General features: G+C 34.4%; 17 protein-coding genes and 1 tRNA gene. 13 read left to right on the top strand and 5 right to left on the bottom strand.

Annotation, left to right across the window (positions count from 1 at the left end):
• Positions 1 to 232 precede the first annotated feature (232 nt).
• The 11 genes from A9CBEGH2_RS07290 to A9CBEGH2_RS07245 all read left to right on the top strand — a co-directional run bounded on the left by A9CBEGH2_RS07290 (position 233) and on the right by A9CBEGH2_RS07245 (position 13,990).
• Entirely contained in the window at positions 233 to 1,954 is a 1,722-nt protein-coding gene (locus A9CBEGH2_RS07290) for an ABC transporter substrate-binding protein (protein ID WP_163104501.1), read from the top strand.
• A gap of 92 nt (positions 1,955 to 2,046) precedes the next feature.
• Positions 2,047 to 3,030 carry an ABC transporter permease gene (locus tag A9CBEGH2_RS07285; protein ID WP_163104499.1) on the top strand — a complete coding sequence of 328 codons (984 nt, stop codon included), beginning with the start codon at positions 2,047 to 2,049 and terminating at the stop codon, positions 3,028 to 3,030.
• An 11-nt stretch (positions 3,031 to 3,041) separates the two neighbouring features.
• Positions 3,042 to 3,953, top strand: coding sequence for an oligopeptide ABC transporter permease (opp4C, locus tag A9CBEGH2_RS07280; RefSeq protein WP_118361584.1), 912 nt, complete (start codon positions 3,042 to 3,044; stop codon positions 3,951 to 3,953).
• 12 nt (positions 3,954 to 3,965) lie between these two features.
• Positions 3,966 to 5,000 carry an ABC transporter ATP-binding protein gene (locus A9CBEGH2_RS07275; protein ID WP_118361585.1) on the top strand — a complete coding sequence of 345 codons (1,035 nt, stop codon included), beginning with the start codon at positions 3,966 to 3,968 and terminating at the stop codon, positions 4,998 to 5,000.
• A gap of 3 nt (positions 5,001 to 5,003) precedes the next feature.
• Entirely contained in the window at positions 5,004 to 5,984 is a 981-nt protein-coding gene (locus tag A9CBEGH2_RS07270; RefSeq protein ID WP_118361586.1) for an ABC transporter ATP-binding protein, read from the top strand.
• Positions 5,984 to 6,172 carry a hypothetical protein gene (locus tag A9CBEGH2_RS07265; RefSeq protein WP_232057258.1) on the top strand — a complete coding sequence of 63 codons (189 nt, stop codon included), beginning with the start codon at positions 5,984 to 5,986 and terminating at the stop codon, positions 6,170 to 6,172. Before A9CBEGH2_RS07270 ends, A9CBEGH2_RS07265 begins: the two co-directional genes overlap by 1 nt.
• A 215-nt stretch (positions 6,173 to 6,387) precedes the next feature.
• Positions 6,388 to 8,826, top strand: a complete 2,439-nt coding sequence (locus A9CBEGH2_RS07260) for a diguanylate cyclase (RefSeq protein WP_118361587.1) — start codon at positions 6,388 to 6,390, stop codon at positions 8,824 to 8,826.
• Positions 8,804 to 9,160, top strand: coding sequence for an Hpt domain-containing protein (locus A9CBEGH2_RS07255; RefSeq protein WP_158572232.1), 357 nt, complete (start codon positions 8,804 to 8,806; stop codon positions 9,158 to 9,160). Before A9CBEGH2_RS07260 ends, A9CBEGH2_RS07255 begins: the two co-directional genes overlap by 23 nt.
• A 269-nt stretch (positions 9,161 to 9,429) precedes the next feature.
• A complete protein-coding gene (locus A9CBEGH2_RS12695) occupies positions 9,430 to 9,891 on the top strand; it encodes a DUF6431 domain-containing protein (protein WP_408609162.1) in 462 nt (153 codons plus the stop codon).
• A 72-nt stretch (positions 9,892 to 9,963) separates the two neighbouring features.
• Positions 9,964 to 11,409 carry an ISL3 family transposase gene (locus tag A9CBEGH2_RS07250; RefSeq protein ID WP_118362200.1) on the top strand — a complete coding sequence of 482 codons (1,446 nt, stop codon included), beginning with the start codon at positions 9,964 to 9,966 and terminating at the stop codon, positions 11,407 to 11,409.
• A gap of 178 nt (positions 11,410 to 11,587) precedes the next feature.
• Positions 11,588 to 13,990, top strand: a complete 2,403-nt coding sequence (locus A9CBEGH2_RS07245) for a hybrid sensor histidine kinase/response regulator (protein ID WP_163104497.1) — start codon at positions 11,588 to 11,590, stop codon at positions 13,988 to 13,990.
• Positions 13,991 to 14,306: 316 nt separating this feature from the next.
• Here A9CBEGH2_RS07245 and A9CBEGH2_RS07240 read toward each other — a convergent pair whose 3' ends face one another.
• Both A9CBEGH2_RS07240 and A9CBEGH2_RS07235 read right to left on the bottom strand, forming a co-directional pair.
• Positions 14,307 to 14,897: an ECF transporter S component gene (locus A9CBEGH2_RS07240; protein ID WP_115716830.1), complete on the bottom strand. Its 591-nt coding sequence runs from the start codon at positions 14,895 to 14,897 to the stop codon at positions 14,307 to 14,309.
• Complete coding sequence (locus A9CBEGH2_RS07235) at positions 14,887 to 15,864, bottom strand: P1 family peptidase (protein ID WP_118362190.1); 978 nt, start codon at positions 15,862 to 15,864, stop codon at positions 14,887 to 14,889. Before A9CBEGH2_RS07235 ends, A9CBEGH2_RS07240 begins: the two co-directional genes overlap by 11 nt.
• A 245-nt stretch (positions 15,865 to 16,109) precedes the next feature.
• Between A9CBEGH2_RS07235 and A9CBEGH2_RS07230 the strand changes: the two genes are divergently transcribed.
• Positions 16,110 to 16,185 (top strand) — tRNA-Val (locus tag A9CBEGH2_RS07230).
• Positions 16,186 to 16,235: 50 nt separating this feature from the next.
• Here the strand turns inward: A9CBEGH2_RS07230 and A9CBEGH2_RS07225 are convergent.
• Entirely contained in the window at positions 16,236 to 16,637 is a 402-nt protein-coding gene (locus tag A9CBEGH2_RS07225) for a hypothetical protein (RefSeq protein WP_118362189.1), read from the bottom strand.
• 9 nt (positions 16,638 to 16,646) lie between these two features.
• Complete coding sequence (gene fumC, locus A9CBEGH2_RS07220; protein ID WP_118362188.1) at positions 16,647 to 18,020, bottom strand: class II fumarate hydratase; 1,374 nt, start codon at positions 18,018 to 18,020, stop codon at positions 16,647 to 16,649.
• 90 nt (positions 18,021 to 18,110) lie between these two features.
• Between fumC and A9CBEGH2_RS07215 the strand changes: the two genes are divergently transcribed.
• Positions 18,111 to 18,536, top strand: a complete 426-nt coding sequence (locus A9CBEGH2_RS07215) for a hypothetical protein (protein WP_163104495.1) — start codon at positions 18,111 to 18,113, stop codon at positions 18,534 to 18,536.
• 72 nt (positions 18,537 to 18,608) lie between these two features.
• On the opposite strand, the gene A9CBEGH2_RS07210 is transcribed toward A9CBEGH2_RS07215, so the two are convergent.
• On the bottom strand, positions 18,609 to 20,351 hold the full coding sequence (locus A9CBEGH2_RS07210) for an IS1634 family transposase (RefSeq protein WP_163104493.1): 1,743 nt from the start codon (positions 20,349 to 20,351) through the stop codon (positions 18,609 to 18,611).
• Positions 20,352 to 20,575 lie beyond the last annotated feature (224 nt).

The raw sequence follows: 20,575 nt of genomic DNA, 5'->3' as shown, positions 1-20,575 counted from the left end.
AAAAATAGAGAAAAATGTTTTTGGTTTATGAACAAATAAATAAGAGTGTTTGTAAATTGAATTACGAATTTCAAATAATTAAACTTTTTGTGAAAATATTTTCAATATATTTTCACAACATTGAAACAAAATGTCAAAGAATGATGTAAGAAAAATAAAAAACTTGTTGAAATTTTTGAAATAGGGGGGTATAATGGAGTCATTCTTAAGGAATGAAATAGGAGGGAAAAATATGAAAAAGCTATTTGCAATGCTTATGGTTGGAGCAATGGCACTAACAGCAACTGGCTGTGGTAGCAATAGTGGTTCAAAAGGAGGAGCTTCTGGTCAGACTTTGACAGTAGGTGCAGAAGAATTGGCAGGGTTATTCTCCCCAATTTATTATGAAACTGCATATGATGGTTACGCAGTTGACTTGGTTTATCAGTCATTGCTAGACTATGATGTTGATTCAAACTTAGTTCCAGAATTAGCTGCAGAAATGCCAACTGTAAGTAAAGATGGAAAAACTGTTACATTTAAATTGAAAAAAGGTATTAAATTCTCTGATGGTTCAGAATTAAATGCCAATGACGTAAAATTTACTTTTACAGTAACAGCGGATTATAGCTATACAGGTAGATTTGGTTCTACAGTAGCTAATGTTGTTGGATTCGATGATTACAATAACAAAAAGAAAAATGTAGATGAAGTATCAGGTATCAAAGTTATCGATGATTACACAGTTGAATTTAATTTAAAAGAAGCAAGAATTGATTCAGTTGCTGATTTAGGTACTTCATTTGGTATCATTTCAGATGAACAGTTCAAAGATTACAAACGTGGAGATACTAAAGCAATTGAAAATGCTGTATCTGATCCAATTGGATCTGGACCATATAAATTAAACAAATGGGATAAAGCTTCTGGAGCAAGCTTTGTAAAAAATGATCAGTTCCAGGCTGAAGAAGGAAAATATCAGGTAGCAAATATCATTATCAAACCAGTAGAAATGTCTACAGAAATTGATGAACTTACAAGTGGTAACGTTGATTTACTTGCTGGTATGATTGAACCTAAGAAAATTGGTCCAGCTAGTACAAATGAAAACTTGACATTCAACACTTATCCTCGTGCAGGTGAAGGATATATTGCTTATAACTGTGCTACAGGTGCTACAGCAGATCAAGCTGTACGTCAGGCATTAACTTATGCATTTGATCGTCAGGCATTTGTTGACAGCTATTATAAATTTGAAGAAGGTTCTGATGAAGTTAAAAAATATAATGTAGGTTATGTTCCTACTGCATTCTTGAATCCAGCAAGTGAATTAGGTAATGTAATTCGTGGTGAAGAAGAATTAGAAGGATTAGAAACTTATGAATACAACATTGAAAAAGCAAAACAGATTTTAGATGAAGCTGGATGGACAGTTGGTGCAGATGGTATTCGTGAAAAAGATGGTCAGAAATTAACAATCAAATTAATGGCTATCAAAGATCATGACATCTTAAACAACTTGATTCCAATGTGGAATAAATCTTGGAAAAAAGATTTAGGTGTAGATTTCCAACAGACAACTGTTGACTTCAATACATTAGCTTCTAAAGTTACTAAAGAAGACGCATTAGGAGAATGGAACGTATTCTTCATGGCTGCAGGATTTACAGGAACTAACTTGACAGAAATCAATGCACAGTTCATGCCAGAAAACAAAGGAGCACAAGGAAACTATGCTCGTATCGCTGATGAAGAATTAGGTAACTTATTGAAAAAAGGTATGGCTTCTGTTAATAATGACAAACAGGCAGTAGAGTACTATAAGAAAGCAATCATTACAGCTAACGAATTGTGTGCTTATGTTCCAGTATATGGAAATCAGTACTTTGATATCTACAACAAGAAAATTAAAGGTTTGAAAACTGGTCCTGTTTATACATGGGCTGATGCAATGGCAGACGTTACAATTGAGTAATTAATTGGATGAAACAAAACGATAATTAAGAGCAAGCCGATAAGACTTGCTCTTATGTTGTCATAGAATTGAAGTAAAATGAGGTGAAGACGATGTTAAAATATATCTTAAAAAGATTGGTTAATTTAATTCCAGTTGTCTTTATTATCTCTATATTAGTATTTGCTACTGTTCAGGCAATGCCTGGGGATCCTGTAGATGCTTACCTTGGTATGAATTTTAAAGTAACTGAACAGCAAAGAGAACAATTAAGAGAAGAACTAGGATTAAACAAATCCCAGCCAGAACAATATGTTCGTTGGGTAGGACGTATGGTTACAGGTGATTTAGGAGATAGTATCAAACTAAAAAAACCAGTAGCTGAAGTAATTGGTAGCTATGTATGGAATACATTTTATTTAAATGCACTTTCTTTAATTGTTGCATTATTATTTGCTATTCCTATTGGAATCAAACAAGCAGTGAAAAAAGGAAGCAAGTATGATAACTTCTGGACAGTATTTTCTCTTATAGGGGTTAGTGTTCCAACATTCTTTTTTGCGTTGTTATTACTATTCTTTGTAGCATTAAATATTCCAAATTTCCCATTAAATGGTATGAAAGATGCAACTATGGATGCATTTGGTTATCCAAATAAATTTGTTGAAATTCTGGATATTTTAAAACATTCTATTTTACCAGTAATTGTATTAGCGTTTAGTACTTTTGCTACATTCTCACGATATGTACGTAACTCTATGATTGAAGTTATTAATATGGATTATATTCGTACAGCACGTTCAAAAGGGTTAAAAGAAAAAGTTGTAATTTATAAACATGCGTTCCGTAATGCAATGATTCCGCTTGTAACTTTGCTTGGAATGTATATTCCTACATTATTTAGTGGTGCGGTAATACTGGAAACAGTATTTATCTGGCCTGGTATTGGAAAAGTTTTAATTGATGCAATTAATGCTAGAGATAATAGTTTAGTAACAGCTTGTTTGATGTTTAGTGCTTTATTAATGGTTCTTGGAAATCTTTTAGCTGATATATTCTATTCAATGGTAGATCCACGTATTAAAGTGGATAATTAGAGGTGATTGTTATGGTTAAAGAAAAAGAAGTTGTTTTACAAAATGGTGAAAAAATAGAATCTATTGGGCCATGGCGAATTGCCTGGAGAAAATTTTATGCCAATAAAGTAGCGATGGCTGGACTTATTATTTTCGTGTTAATTGTTTTATCTGTAATTTTTGTTCCAATGATTATGGGTATTGATGTTAATGAATACAATTTTGATATGAAAAATATTGCTCCAAATTCACAACATTTACTTGGAACGGATGAACAAGGACGTGATGTTTTATTTCGTTTGTTCCTAGGTGGTAGAATTTCTATTATGGTTGGAGTAATTGCTGCAGCCTTAACAGTTATTCTAGGTTGTATTGTTGGTGGTGTAGCTGGTTATTATGGTGGAGTAGTTGATAATTTGTTGATGCGTTTTTCAGAAATTGTTTACTCTCTTCCTTTTACACCAATGATCATTGCTTTATCAGCTGTTATGCTTTGGATACCACAAACACAGAAAATGTATATGGTATCAACTTTAATTGGTGCATTATCATGGCCTGGTTTAGCTCGTTTGATTCGTGGACAAATTTTGACATTAAGAGAACAGGAATTTATGCAGGCTTGTGAAGCATTGGGTATTAGTGATTTTTCAAAGATTTTTAAACATTTAATGCCAAATGTTTTTAATCTTGTTATTGTAAATGCTACACTTACAATGGCAAGTGCAATTTTAACAGAAGCTGGTTTGTCTTTCCTTGGTATGGGGGTAGTAGCACCTACTCCATCATGGGGAAATATGATGGAAGCAGCAAGACAGGCGGCTGTATTTAAAAATTTCCCTTGGCAATGGATTCCAGCTGGTATTATGTGTTTGCTAACAGTTGTTTCTATTAATCTTATTGGTGAAGGCTTACGTGATGCGTTTGATCCGAAGGAATTGAACTAGAGGTGAATTATTATGTCAGTAAATAAGAAAATATTAGAAGTTAAAGACCTTCGGGTATATTTCAATACAAAAAAAGGTGTTTCCAAAGCTGTTGATGGAAATAACTTTACAATGTATGAAAATGAAACACTTGCAATTGTAGGTGAATCAGGTTGTGGTAAAAGTGTAACTGCAATGTCAATTCTAGGTCTAGTTTCTAAACCTGGAGAAATTATGGAAGGTTCAAAAATTGTTTATATGGGTGATGTTGAACGTGGTGAAGAAGGTGTTAATCTTGCTACTGCAAGTGATGCACAGATCCGTGATGTTCGTGGAAATGGTATCTCTATGATTTTCCAGGAACCAATGACATCTTTAAATCCTGTATTTACAGTAGGAAAACAGATTACAGAAAATATTCTATTACATGAAGATGTATCAAAAGAAGAAGCTGATAAGCGTGCAATTGAGTTATTAAAAATGGTTGGTATTTCTCGCCCAGATAAAGTATTTGGTAATTATCCTCATCAGCTATCAGGGGGAATGTGTCAGCGTGTTATGATTGCTATGGCATTATCATGTAATCCTAAATTGTTGATTGCAGATGAACCAACAACTGCTCTTGATGTTACGATTCAGGCACAGATTCTTTCTTTAATGAATGAATTGAAAGAAAAAACAGGTACATCCATTATGTTAATTACACATGATTTGGGTGTTGTTGCTCAGGTTGCTGATTATGTAAATGTTATGTATGCAGGTAAAGTGGTAGAGCGTGCAGCTGTTGATGAATTGTTTGAAAATCCAAAACATCCTTATACAATTGGATTGATGAAAAGTATGCCATCACTTGCAAGTGATGGAGAACGCCTAAATGTTATTGAAGGTAGCGTACCAAATCCTTTGTATTTGCCAAAAGGATGTTATTTTGCAGATCGTTGTCCAAATGCCATGGATAAATGTAGAGAAGCTCAGCCAGGTAGTGTAAAAATTAAATCAAGACATCATGTTTCATGTTTCTTATATGAAGATTATAATGCAGAAAGCACAGCTGCACAGGAGGATTAATGTATGGAAAAAAAGAAAATTCTTGAAGTCCGTGACTTGAAAAAACACTTTCCTCTTGGGAAAGGAAAATTAACAGAAGGAAAACCTTGTGTAAAAGCAGTTGATGGTGTTAGCTTTGATTTGTATGAAGGAGAAACTTTGGGACTTGTTGGAGAATCTGGTTGTGGAAAATCTACATTAGGTAGAACAATTCTTCGTTTGCATGAACCAACAAGTGGAGAAGTTATCTTTGAAGGAGAAAATATTCTTCAGAAAAATCGTAAAGAGATGCGTAAATTGCGTGAAAAAATGCAGTTTATCTTTCAGGATCCTTATAGTTCATTAAATCCTCGTATGAATGTATTCAATATACTAAGTGAACCATTAATTGCACACGGGATTTATAAAAGAGGACCAGAGTTAGAAGAATACATCAAAAACTTAATGGAAAAATGTGGTCTTCCTAGCTATTATTGTTATCGTTATCCTCATCAGTTTTCAGGTGGACAAAGACAGCGTATTGGGATTGCCAGATCTTTGGCATTAAGTCCAAAATTTATCATCTGTGATGAACCGGTAAGTGCACTTGATGTTTCTATCCAGTCACAGATCATCAACTTGATGAAAGATTTGCAGGAAGAAAATAATATTTCCTATATCTTTATTTCTCACGATTTAAGTGTTGTAAAACACATTTCTGATCGTGTAGGTGTTATGTATCTTGGAAGCATGGTGGAATTAGCTGATAAAGATGAAATTTATGCAAATCCACAGCATCCTTATACAAAAGCATTGATGTCTGCAATTCCTATTCCAGATCCTAAAAAGAAAACGCAGATGCATGCAATTGAAGGAGAAATTCCAAGTAACGTAAATACACCAAGTGGATGTAAATTCCATCCTCGTTGCCCATTTGCGAAAGATATTTGTAAAACAAAAGAACCGGAAGCAAGAGAAATCAAACCTGGACATATGGTAAAATGTCACTTTGGAGGAGAATTTTAATGAGTAGACCTCATTTAAAAGAACTGCTTTCAAAAAAAGAGGTAGACCCTGCCAAAGAAGATACTTTAGAAAAGGGTGATTTTCTAGCATTGTTAATTGCTGCAGTATCTGTATTTTTCCCTATATTATTAGCTGCTATTGCAGTATTAGCATTGTTTATATTTTTATTTGTTACGTATTTTCATTAAGATAAAATGCCATCTACTATGTGGATGGCATTTTTTTAAAGAGAATTTTAGAAAACCATAGCAATCTTACTATTTGTGCTATAATTTATATGACGTATAAAGATGGAAAGCATAAAATAAAATTCATTTAATAAAAGTGTGTAGAGAAAGAACAATGCGTAAATTGTATAAAGTGCAGCTAGATAAACGTAGATGTGGGGAAAGGAAAGAGAATTATGAAAGATAAAGTTCTAATAGTAGATGACTCAGAATTGAATCGTGAGTTTTTAAGTGATATTTTAGAGGATGATTATGAGCTTCTGCTTTCTGAAAATGGGTTTGATGCGTTAATACAAATGAAAAACAATTTAAATGATATAGCGCTTGTTTTGCTGGATTTGGTAATGCCGGAAATGGATGGTTTTAAAGTATTATCTTATATGAAAAAATACAATTGGATTCAGGACATTCCTGTTGTTATTATTTCATCTGATTTTTCCGCAGAGAATATTGAAAAAGCTTATGAATTAGGGGCAGAAGATTTTATTAACCGTCCATTTAACGTTAGTATTGTAAAACGACGTGTATCCAATTTAATAACTTTATATGCAAAACAGAAAAAATTAAAAAATATCGTTACGCAGCAGATTTATGAAAAAGAAAAGCGCAGCAATTTAATGATTTCTATCTTAAGTCATATTGTAGAATTTCGTAATGGAGAAAGTGGATTGCATGTTCTTCATATTAATAATATTACAGAAAAACTTCTGCATAGCTTAGTAAGAAACCATGAAGATATTCGTCTTTCCTCTTCTGAAATTGCTTTGATTCGAACGGCTTCTTCCTTGCATGATATTGGTAAAATTTCGATACCTACCGAAATATTAAATAAACCGGGACGATTAACACAGGAAGAATTTGAGATTATGAAAACACATTCTCAAATTGGTTCTGATATGCTTTCAAGCTTAAAGCTGGGAAAAAAGGATCCACTGATTCAAGTGTCTTATGAAATTTGTCGCTGGCATCATGAACGATGGGATGGAAGAGGTTATCCGGATGGATTAAAGGGAGATGAAATTCCTTTATCAGCACAAGTTGTTTCTCTTGCGGATGTATATGATGCCTTGACAAGTGAAAGATGTTATAAAAAGGCGATTCCACATGAAGAGGCAATGCAGATGATTTTAGATGGAAAATGTGGAGCATTTAATCCGAAACTGCTGGCTGCCCTTATTGATATTGAAGATGATTTGAAAGAAGAAACGTATAAGTATGTACCTTCAGATGCAGCAAGTGAAGTTGATGATGCTGTTAAGGTATTACAAAATTATGATGAGTTATCTGTAACGAATCAAATGATGGAACAGCTGGAGATAGAACAAAAGAAAATCAGTTTCTTTACGGATAAATTATCAAACATTACCTTTGTTTATAATGCAAATCTGGATATGATTTTCTTTTCTAAAAAAGATGCCTTACGCCTAAATGCACCTGAAGTAGTATTGAATCCATTATCTAATAAAGGAATTATATCAGAGGAACATAAGAAAGCCTTGGAAGAGTTTATTGAACTTGCGAAAAACACAACATGTGAAAAGCCAGACTTTGAATTTGAATGCAATTTAACAATTGATGGAGAAGAAAAAATCTGTCATTGTATCTGCCGAACGATGTGGTTGATGAAAACAAAAGCAGAATTTGCAGGAGTTGTAGGAATCATTAATCAGGAAAGAAACGTAGAAGATAAGCAGCAGGTATTTTCTATTAATGGTGTAAATACGAAAGAAGAGTATTATAAAATGAGCTTTGCACAGGCAAGAACAATGGTGGAGGAACTAAAAAAAGTTTTTGATGTAGTTCGTTTTGTAGATGTAGAAACAAATAAAATTATTAGTATTGATGAAAAAAATAATATTCATACTTCCCCTTATTCTTGTTATTCCCTTTGGGAACGAACGGGAAAATGTCAAAACTGTACTTCCCATAAAGCAAAGGCATCAAAATCCAGTACAACAAAATTTGAGTATGTTAACAATGAATTTTATTATGTGATATCAGAATATATGGAAGTGGATGGAAATCCGTATGTATTGGAGCTGGTATCTAAAATCAAAGAAAATTTTGAAGTAGCCTTGTATGGAAAAACCAATATGTCGCAGTCTATTGAAGATCTGCAGAAAAAATTATATACAGATGAGTTAACCGGTGTATACAATCGCCGATATTTAGAAGATCGAATGTATAGAGATAAAAATATTTGTGCTGTTGCGATGGTCGATTTAGATTATTTTAAAAATGTAAATGATAAATATGGACATTTTGTAGGAGATGTTATATTAAGTGAGACTTCTAAAGTAATGTTAGAAAGTGTACGTAGTAAAGATATGGTTATTCGCTATGGCGGAGACGAATTTATTATTATGTTTAGCGAGATTTCAAGAAGCATCGTAGAAATGCGTTTAAATCAGATTCGCTTGAACATACAAAATACGTTGCTTAAAAATACTGGCATAGAACGGACTTGCAGTATTGGGTGTGCTTTTGGATCTTGTTCAGTAGAATATTTGCTGCAGGAAGCGGATAAGATGCTGTATGAGGCTAAAAAAACAAGAAATCGTGTAAGTGTCTGGTTTGAAGGAGATGAAGAAGATGATAATAAAAGAGTGCTATGAAGCTATGGGAGAGAATTATAATGAAGTATTGGCACGTTTGCAGCTGGAAAAACTGATTGTAAAATATGCTTTGAAATTTTTAGATGATCCAAATTATGGAATGCTTGTGGAAGCATGGAAAGAAAAAGATTATGAAGCTGCTTATAGAGCAAGTCATACATTGAAAGGAATCTGTTCTAATCTTGGATTTTCAAAACTTGGAAGCATGAGTGCAAATTTAGCAGATGCTTTAAAAGAAAATAAGATAGAACAGGCAGAAGCTATATTTCCAGAAATAGAAGGAATCTACAGCAACATGATTTCTGTTTTAACGGAATTTCAAAAGACTTTATAAAGAAAGATGGGATTTAAATTGGGAAAAAGAAAAGCAGCCGGTTCGATTGTTTTAAAGATTATATAAGAATAGTTAGGGTTAGCCCATTCTTTAATTTTATATGGGGTAATGAGCTAGCCTGCCTGTTTTTAGCTCCCAAACATTTTGGGGCTTTTTTTGTTATACTTACTATGAAAGGAAAAATCAGACAGACATAAAAAAAGCAGGATGCTCTGACATCTCTCCAAATGTAACCATCTCTGCTTCTTCCGTCCCTGACAGGACTATTTATGATACATCTTTATTCTAATGATTATCTTGTCTTGAATCAAGAACTTTATGAAAATATTATTTATTCCAACAAAGATTTTATCATCCATTCTCAATGCCCTCACTGTGGCAATTGTGAATTGGTCTTTTATGGTCACTATAACCGTACTGTCATCCTTCCTGATGGCAGAAAAGAAACCATTAGGATTCAGAGATGTAGATGTAATCATTGTCATTCTGTTCATTCTATTTTGACCAGCTCCATTATCCCTTATTTCCTTTATACATTCATTACTCTCATAAAAATGATGAACAAAAACACCGATTCTATCATTGATGATTCTTATCGGCTTAAGCTTACCAAAAGACTGCCTCTACGTTTACTGAAGCAGCAGCTTTCTTATAGTTCTTTTTTAGAGGTTATTCATTCTGCATTAAATAACAGAAATATATTTTACAATTTATTGGCATTACCAACATAGCTTTCCTAACCTTCTGTTTTTTATTCATTTACAATATTCTTGAATCAATAAACAGATCGTGAGGTGTAATTTATGAATAATCCTAATCACAATATTGCCTTGATCAGTACTATATTCAGTCTTGATCCGGACCAAATCGAATCCTGTGACTGTTTCAGAAGAGAAAAAGAAACGCTGATCGACGTAAAACTCAAAGACATCAGGTCTTCCTGCCCTTTTTGTGGGAATGAGATCGTCAAAATCAAAGGATATGTAAGAAAAAAGATCAATCACTCTATTTTGACAGAACAGTCCTGCATATTGAACTATCATGCGAGAAGATACATCTGTCCTGTATGTGGTAAAACATACTATGAAACCAATCCATTCGTGTTCCATCGAATGAAGATATCCTCCAATGTAGTACTTGCCATACTTAAGGAACTTCAAAATCCATCTCAGACATTCACTTCTGTAGGTGTAAGGTATAAAGTATCTCCTACTACTGTAGCTTCGATATTCGATAAAACGGTAAATATACCCAGGGCTAAGCTTCCTGCCGTCCTCTCCACTGATGAAAATTATGCTTTTCATTCCAAAACAGAGGAAAGCAAATATGTCTGTGTCATCATCAACCAGCAAAATGGTCAGCCTGTCGATATCCTCCCAAGCAGAAGATATGAATATCTGGACAAATATTATTCAAAGATTCCTGAATACGAAAAGAAAGGTGTCCATTATGTAGTTACGGATATGTATGAGCCATATCGAAGGATATTTAAGAAGCATTTCCCTCATGCGATCCATGTGGTAGACCATTATCATATCGCACAGGAACTGCATCGACGTATGGATTCCGTTCGCTTAAGGATCATGAATCAATACAGATGCATAAACACAAAGCACAGGACACAGGAACAGCAGGATGCGTATTATTTACTGAAGCACCATAACAACCTTTTATTCAAGCACTATATACGTTCAAAAGGACCGGACAAGAAAAGGCTTTTTGACATCAATAGAAAGAAAACTTACAATCAGCACTTCAAAAAGTACATGAATCCATATGACATAGCCATAAAACTGACATCTATTCATCCGGATATCAGCAAGGCATGGGAATTAAAGGATGAAGTTACGGATTTTTATATTACGAATACACTGGATACAGCACCTGAAGCTCTAAATGCATTGATTAAAAAACTACGGGAAAGTGGAATTGACGAAATGGTCAAATTCAGCTATACGATGTTTAACTGGAAGAAAGAGATCATCAATTCTTTCACTGTATCAAAAGCTGTATACAGAATATCGAAAGAAACAGGAGAAATCACTGTAGAGAAGAAAAGGATCAATAATGCATTGATGGAAAACCGCAATGGAGTAATCAAGCTGATAACCAAAGCAGCAAATGGGTATACAAATTGGGAAAGGTTTAGAAACCGATGTATGCTGGTCTTAGAAAAAGGCATTACATTTGAAATCAATAAGGATGACGGAAGTGTTCACATGACAGCAAAAAAGGAGCCAGGCAGCTAAACAAGCTACCAGCTCCCAAGTGGGCTTCAAACCGTTTTGGGGTATATGCCGCCACTTGAATTCTTAAAGTTTCATTTCAGCTTACCCCAACTATTCTTGGAGCACCGTTTTAAATGCGATGACAATCGTTATTACCTTATTGATCATTATAAGCAGTCTTTATTTTGTGCGGGATAAGATGTTGAAAAATGCACAAAGTCTTGGAACTGCTTTGACACAAAGCTATGCGACAGAGCAGCAGGCACAAATGAGGATGTTTGAAGATTATCTTGATATTGGTTCTCAATATGTAAATGAACTGATACGATCAGGTGCAGATGATAAGGAAATTCAAAACTGGATGGTTGATTATTTTAAAAAGATAACGAAACTATATGGGGATAAAGTTATTGATCCTTATGCTGTTATTGGTGGAAAAATTATCGCTGTTACCCCTTGGGAAGGGGATAATTCTTATGAGTATGAAGATACAGAGTGGTATCAGATGGCTATGACTGATAAAGGAAAGGTTGTTTTTACAGATACTTATGAAGATGCGATAACAAAGGAATCTATCATCACTTCCAGTATAGCATTGGAAGATGAGGGAGCTGTTCTTGCGATGGATATTTATCCTTCAAAGTTACAGGGGTTAAGAAATGCTCTTACAGAAGAGATTGAAGGGAATGCTTTATATTTGTGTGATTCAAAAGGACATTTGATTTATGCCAAAACGCCTTGGAATAAACCATCAGAAAAACTTGATGAATATGCACATACCTTATTTGCTAATGTGCAGAAGGGGTATTTCTCCTCTTATGATGACAGTTTTAAAGATTTTAATAATGAAAGAAGAGGAGTCTATTATTCACAGATGGAAAATGGCTGGATGATCATTATGACGATTCCTTTTGATACGTTGCTGCTGGGGGAAAGCAATGTATTAATGTATGGACTTCTTGCTGTTGGAGGCATTTTAATACTGATTCTTTTGTTTATGTTTGTACGAGATATCTTGCATAGCAGAAAAATAAAAGAAGCAGATAGAACAGTTTCTATACTTTCTGATTCTTTTTATGCGATTTATCGAGTAAATTTGAAAACAGGAATGTATACAACATTAAAAAATGCTGCAGATATGAATGAAAAAGTTGGAATGAATGGGACGTATGATCATTTACTGCAAATGATTGAGACAGTCGTAGAAAAAGGAACGTATCAGGAATTTGCATTTTGTTTTTCTTTAGACAGCATAAAACAGCGAGTGAAGGAACATATTGCGGATTATGGGGGAGATTATAAGCGAAGATTTAATGATCGTTATAAATGGGTAAATATACGAACTTTATATAACGAAAAAATATCCAGTGAAGAAGTTATTCTATGTTTCCGTGATGTGGATGTAGAAAAGCGGCAAGAGCTGCAATATACTTTGCTGCTGCAGGAAACCTTAGAAACAAATAAAAAGTCAGCAGAAGCTAAAGAAACCTTCTTCAGCAATATGTCACATGAAATGAGAACTCCTTTAAATGCAATTATTGGATTTTCTAAACTGGCACTTGAAAGCGGAGATATGTCAGATAAGAACAAAGACTATATGAAGAAAATTTCTTTTTCTGGACAAAATATGCTGTCTTTGATCAATGATATATTGGAACTGTCAAGATTAGAGTCAGGACATTCCCATTTAGATTATAGAGACTTTAATCTTGAGGAATGTATTCATAATATTAGCGGCAGTTTTGAAGCAAAAGCAATGGAAGATAAAAAAGATTTTAAAGTAAACATTGATATTAAGAATAAATATATAAAAGGAGATGAACTAAAGGTCGTTCAAATTTTAAATAATTTATTATCGAATGCCTTTAAATACAGTGATGCAGGGGATAAAGTCTTATTAGAGGTAAAGGAACTGGAATATCGCCAGTATCATAAAATTCGCTTTACGATCAAAGACAGCGGTATTGGCATGTCTGCATCTTTCTTAAATCATTTATTTGAACCTTACGCAAGAGAAACACACTTTTCCACAAAATCTACGATTGGAACTGGACTAGGAATGCCGATTGTAAAAAGTTTGGTAGAACAGATGAGTGGGGAAATTGATGTAGAAAGCAAATTGAAAGAAGGAACGACTTTTGTTGTTACACTTCCTTTTGAAGTCGCAAATACCCAGGTCAGTGAAGAAAAGAAAGATGAGAAGCAAACAGAAAATGTTTTACAAGGGAAAAAAGTACTTCTTGCGGAAGATAATGAATTAAATAGAGAGATTGCAACGGAAATTTTACAAATGCATGATTTGGAAGTTATTTGTGCAGAAAATGGGAAAGAAGCGCTGGATATCTTTCAGTCATCTTCTCCATACAGCTTTGATTTGATATTGATGGATATGCAGATGCCAATCATGGATGGATGCGAAGCAAGTGAAAAGATACGTAGTCTAGATCGTGATGATGCTAGAAGTATTCCGATCATTGCAGTTACCGCAAATGCTTTTAGTGAAGATGTCGCAAGAGTTTTACGTTCTGGTATGAATGCACATATCGCAAAACCAATTGATTTTAATGTATTGCAGGAAGTAATGAAAGCACATCTGAAATGATAAAAAACGTGGTGAATGATAATGTTTGTTAGAGGAGATATCACATAAGAAATATGTTAAATTCTTAGTTGATGCATTAAATTAAATTTATGGAAATATGAGTAAAGAAATTATAGAAAATTTTATTTATTCATCATTTTATATCTTGATAAGTTATTACATATTAAATGTGTGATGATGAAAAAATACAGAACTGTCATTTGGTGTTCAAACTATGAGTAGATTAATAGCTGTGAGAAAAGAATAAATCAAAAGGATTTATATTAGAGAAATAAAAAAACAGGATGGTATTTTTTAGATATCATCCTGTAGTAGTTTATTTATGTTGATGTTTGATTGCCTGGTGTAGCGCAGTTGCGGCAATGATTGCGACTATGATTTCTGCAATGGAGTTGATCCAAATGGTTGTCATAAACAAGGTGATGATGGCTTCTCCAAGGACTTGTTCGTATGGTTCTTTAAAGAATATCCAGATTCCTCCAAGTACTCCAACGGTGTTTACTAAAGCACCAGTGATTCCGCTTAATGCAGGTGCTAGTTTTTTTCCTTTTAGTTTTTGGTAGACTAGACCGGAAAAGTATCCAAGAGCAATACGTGGTATAAAGGCGATTAATAAGCTGTAGAAGTTTCCGCTGATTCCGGCAATGGAATAAAATGGGGTGAAACAGAAACTTGTTGGACTTGGCTGGAATGTAGCGTTGTAAAAGGAACAAAATCCCATTACAAATCCCATAGCTGCTCCATATTTAGGGCCTAGATACATGGCACATATAATGACTGGAATATGCAGCATTGTTATGCTTAGAAAGCCAATACGTAAAAATCCTAGAGGGGTAAAGGCCAATACAACTTCTATAGCAAGTAACATGGCAAAGGTTACCATGTTTGCTGTTTTTTTATTTCTCATCTTTTATTGCTCCTTTTATACTATTTGCGCTTGGTAACCCATAGCACTCCTGAGATGATAAAACGGCTTTGTTAATAGCTTTTCCCATGGCATGTGTTGCTAATACGCCTACTGCATCGCTCATAGCTTCTACTTCATTGGTAGATAGTACAAAAATCGTATCTCCATCACTCATGGTATGAACAGGGAAGATTGCTTGTGCGTATCCATTATGGGTAATTGATGCAATTTTGTTGCATTGACTTTTATCAAGTTTTGCATTTGTAATAATACAGCCAATCGTTGTATTTCCTTGTGGAAGATTTGCATTGGAATTGCTGATTTGATCAAATAGCTGTAATGGATCAACTATTTTTTTATCTTTGTAAACACCAGCCAGCCATTCACCGCTTTCTACATCACGTACATTTCCACAGGCATTGACCGCTACTACTGCACATACCTGAAGATCCTGGCTTTGTATACCATACATTCCCTGACCGGATTTCATGGCGTATGTATCACCTAAAAGTTTTCCAACACTGGCACCTGTACCAGCTCCATAACATCCATTTTTAAAAGTATTTTTTTCACTTGCGATACATGCTTTGTATCCCATTTCTTTATCTGGACGAACACTTCCATCTTTTACGCTTAAGTCAAATAAAGATGCTCCGCATACAATAGGAATGCAATGATTTGCCAAGTGAAATCCATATCCTTTTTCTTCTAAATACTGCATAGCGCCACTTGCTGCATCCAATCCAAAAGCACTTCCTCCAGACAGCATAACCGCATGTATCTTTTGTACCATGTTTTTAGGATTTAAAAGATCCGTTTCTCGTGTTGCAGGCCCTCCGCCTCGAACATCTACACCTGCAACCGCTCCTTCAGGACAAAGGATAACGGTGCATCCTGTGGCATGTTCTTCATCTTGTGCATGACCGATTTGTATACCATGCATATCAGATAATGTAATTTCTTTCATATGTACCCTCCTTTTTGCAGAAAAAAACTGCACAAGGCAGCGCACAAAAAAACATCTGAAAAAGATTTTGTTTTTCAAGTAGCATTTCTTTTATTGAATATGTTCTTGATCTTTTCACTCGTTTTTCTGTGCAGTTTCCTATATTAGGAATACCGCCATATTCATGGTAACACAAAAAGAAAAGAAGAAAAAGGATTTTTTCTTGCATACATACAATTCTAATGATAAGATAATATATGTTAAAGGGAGGTTTAGCTCAGTTGGGAGAGCATCTGCCTTACAAGCAGAGGGTCAGCGGTTCGAGCCCGTTAACCTCCACCATGGAATAAATAAATGCTGTTAGAGAGAATTCTAACAGCATTTTCTTATGTTTATGCTAAGTGTTTAAGTATATAGTCTTTTACGTCTTCACTGGCAAATTCGACAAGATGTTCGTAATTTTTCTGAGAGATATATCCATGGTATCCGCATGTATCAAATGCTTTTTTTAGAAGACTGGAATATAGTTCTTTATCTTCTGATAAAGGGGTGCTGATTTCCATAAAATAATATCCTTTATATTCTTTGGATATAAGATCAAATATTTCACTAACATTTTGTGCATTGTATAGTTTTTCTTTGATAGCATCGCTTTTATAATCTTCTATTGTTTTTCCTTCTTCCATCAAGATATTACAAAAGGGGAAAACAGAGATTCCATCACGCTGTTCAAGTTTTCCATAGCTTAATGTATACTTCCACAAAAAATCTTTATGTTTTTGTAAATCTAACATCTATATCACCTACTTTAATGGTTTTACCATATGTTCTGCCTGTACATAAGCATCAAATTCTTCTGGTTTTAAGAAACCTAGGGAAACACAGGACTCTTTTAATGAGATACCTTTCTGATATGCATTTTTTGCTGTTTTTGCGGCATTTTCATAACCGATATAAGGATTCAGTGCGGTTACCAGCATTAAGGAATTGTGCAGGTATTCTTTCATCTTTTCTTCATTTGCGACAATGCCCTCTACACAATGGATACGGAAAGAAGACAGAGCATCATGAAGAAGAGTTGTGGATTGTAAAAAGTTATAAATGATAAGAGGAAGATATACATTTAATTCAAAGTTTCCCTGTGATGCGGCAAATCCAATAGCTGTATCATTGCCCATAACTTGTACTGCTGCCATGGTCATAGCTTCACATTGTGTTGGGTTTACTTTTCCAGGCATGATACTGGAACCTGGTTCATTTTCTGGAATACGGATTTCTCCAAGACCACATCGTGGACCGCTGGCCAGCCAGCGAATATCATTGGCGATTTTCATGCAGTTAGCAGCAAGTGCTTTTAATGCCCCATGCGCAAAACTAATATCATCACGAGAGCTTAAGGCATGAAACTTATTTGGATCAGATTCAAATGTTGTATGTAATTGTTCAGATAAAACAGCACATACATCACTTCCAAAGTTATCTGGAGCATTTAATCCGGTTCCAACAGCAGTTCCTCCAATTGCCAGCTTACGCAAAGAAGAAACAGCCATAGAAAGCATTTCCATATTGTTTTCCAGCATGCTTCTCCATCCACTGATTTCATCTGAGAAACGAAGTGGAGTGGCATCTTGTAGATGCGTACGTCCAATCTTAATGATATGTTTGTTTTCTTCTTCCAAGCGCTTCATTACTGAAATCATGTTTTGTACTTCCTGCTGAAGTTTTTGAATGCCTAATACAGCTGCAATATGCATAGCTGTAGGAAACGTATCATTTGAACTTTGACTCTTGTTTACATCATCGTTTGGATGTAACAGCTTCTTGCCACATAGTATATTTCCACGATTGGCAATTACTTCATTCACATTCATATTGCTTTGCGTACCACTTCCTGTTTGCCATACAGATAATGGGAAATGGCTATCCAGTTTTTTATCAATAATTTCCAAAGCTGCCTGTTTGATCATTTCTTTTTTTTCTTCACTTAATAATCCTTTTTTATAATTTACTTCTGCACAAGCCATTTTTAAGTGTGCAAATGCATAAATGACAGGCATTGGTATTTTTTCTTCACTGATTTTAAAATTTTCAAAACTTCTTTGTGTCTGTGCACCCCAGTATTTATCTGCAGGTACTGCAATTTCTCCCATAGAATCATGTTCTATTCTTGTTTTCATTGTACTTCCTCCTTGTTCTGTTTAGATTTTATCAGAAATAGAAATGAAAAAAAAGGCTTGCGGCCTTTCTATAGCATGGGAAAATGAAAAATGAAAATTAGTATTAGATTAATTAAAAGCAGAATTCCACTGATACTGACACCAACGATTCCTAAAACAATGCCGGCAATGGCTCTACCCATAGGACGAGAACGATTGCTTAAAGCTATCGCAACTATGCCGCAGGCAATGGATATAGCAGCACCAATGCATCCTGGAAGTAAAAAGAAAAAAGAAACTATCAATGATACTGCACTTATTGATGTTGAAACGATTCCTGTTGTCATGGAACCAATAGCAAGTCCCCTATGTTTATTTTCCATATCTATCCTATTACACAAAAAATGTGTATTTCCTCCTTTAGTATGCATTTATTTTAGTAAGAGAAAAGAAGTAAGTCAAGAATCCTTTTATAATACGAAGAAAAAGCGTGAAGAAATTGTTGAATTCAAGTATAATCTCGTCTTTGACAGTTAGAAAGCAAAAAAAGTGCATTAAAGACTTTAGAATTAAGCTTTTTTGCACTTTTTGTCTTTGTAACGAATTGTGCTATATATGATGTTCTTTTGTGTATTTGATAATATTTCTCATTGTGGATCGTTTTATTATTTCTCTGTCTGTTTCAAAACCAAACAACTCATGCAGTAAATCTGTTAAATCTGTTCGTGTGTAAGAAGGTATATATCCTAATCCTTCTTTTAATTTTGTTACGTTCATCTTTCTCAATGTATCTATTATTTGTTCAGATGTATATTTTTTCTCTAATTTATATTCTAATATTCGATATATCAGAAGGGACAAGAAACAAATCAGGAAATGCGCTTTGATCCTGTCTTCTCTTTGCAGATAGATTGGTCGTGCATCAAAATCTGTTTTCATTATTCTAAAGCACTCTTCGATCTGCCATCTGCGTTTGTTGATGGCGATGATCTCCGCTACATCACCTTCCATATCTGTGCTTACCGCATAGAAACCATCATACATTGCTTCTTTATCTATAGCCTCCTGATCGATTTCGTAGATTTCTTCTTCTGCTACTTCTCCATTCGCTGTGATGGAAGTCCTCTTTGTAAATCTGCTTGGATCATTCGGATTTTTTCTGTTCTTTTTGATTTTTCCATTTTCACTTATCATGTTTTTTGCTCTGTCTATCTGCCCCTGTCTTATCTTTTCCTGATAAGCTTTATATTTTGGAGAATAGGTAACGATAAGAGTTTCCGATATCTTTTTAGATTCTATAGGTACTTCTTTATAATAGATGGATTCATATACCTCTGGGTCATTTTCATCAAGATCTTTCAAATCAATGAATGTGCTGCTTCCTACTTTTCGATATTGTTTCGTATTTAAAGCGATATCTCTATCTTCTTTCTTTAATTTTTTTAATGACTGTGTAATGACATAGGATCTTCTTCCTATATCATTGAACAGTTTGTTATTCTGTGATGCCAGTCCACTGTCTGAGCAGTAGATGAATTCGGAACAGTCGAAATCCTGAATAACTTTATGTTCTAATGGTTTCAAGGATTTCTGTTCGTTTTGATTTCCGGGAAAGATATCAAAAGCTAAAGGGAAACCATCTCCATCCATGAATAACCCCATGCCTACGATAGGATTTGGACGATGTTCTTTGCTTTTTCCGTATTTTTTAAGTTCATCTTCTTGTTCGATTTCAAAGTAATAGTTCGTACAGTCATAATAAAGAACTTTTGTGTTTCTTTTATGAAGGAAGTTGGAATTTCGATAAACTTCCGCCTGTATGTAATCAGATTCCTCGGCCAATATAGATAAGGAACGATAGATATCCTGTAATTTATACTTTGGCTGTTCCAGCAGAGAATGAGCGAAAGAGAAAGAAGAGCGTTTACTGGAAGGATATAGAACACGAGCGTAGACAAGATCGCAGAGGATGCGATGGATATCATATTCGAATTTATGATGATTCTTAATATTACGACAAATATTGTCAAAATGAAGATTGGAACAGATGGATTGAAGGAATAGGTAGCCAACATTAAATAACAAAACTTCATTTTTTTTGATTTTTTTGTCGCTAGAGAAAGGTATGAGAACAGGTGCAGTATCCTGTTGATGGGATAAAGTGTCTTTTTTAGCTTCAGAACGAGCCCATTCCAATAATTTTTCTTCATTATTATCAAATTGAGGAAGCAGGTCATTTAATCGACCAAGCTTTCTAAAAATGCGACTAGAAGTTTTACCATTGTTTTTGCGATAAGAACTCATAATATAAATGCTTTTGGAATTGCCAGTGCCATTGATTGCAACGTACATATTCATCACCCAATATAATAATAACACATATAGCACAATATAGCACACAATAAAACATAAAATTTGACAAAAAAAGTAAAAGAAAAGCGCGTGTTTAAAGCGCCATAGTAAATTTATGAAATTTTATATGTGTCAAACTCCCGGGAACCAATAGCAAGTCCCCTATGTTTATTTTCCATATCTATCCTATTACACAAAAAATGTGTATTTCCTCCTTTAGTATG

The sequence above is a fragment of the Amedibacterium intestinale genome (assembly GCF_010537335.1).
GTDB classification, from domain to species: domain Bacteria; phylum Bacillota_I; class Bacilli_A; order Erysipelotrichales; family Erysipelotrichaceae; genus Amedibacterium; species Amedibacterium intestinale.
The sequence above is the reverse complement of the archived record's forward strand: the minus strand, read 5'-3'. Positions and strand labels throughout refer to the sequence as shown.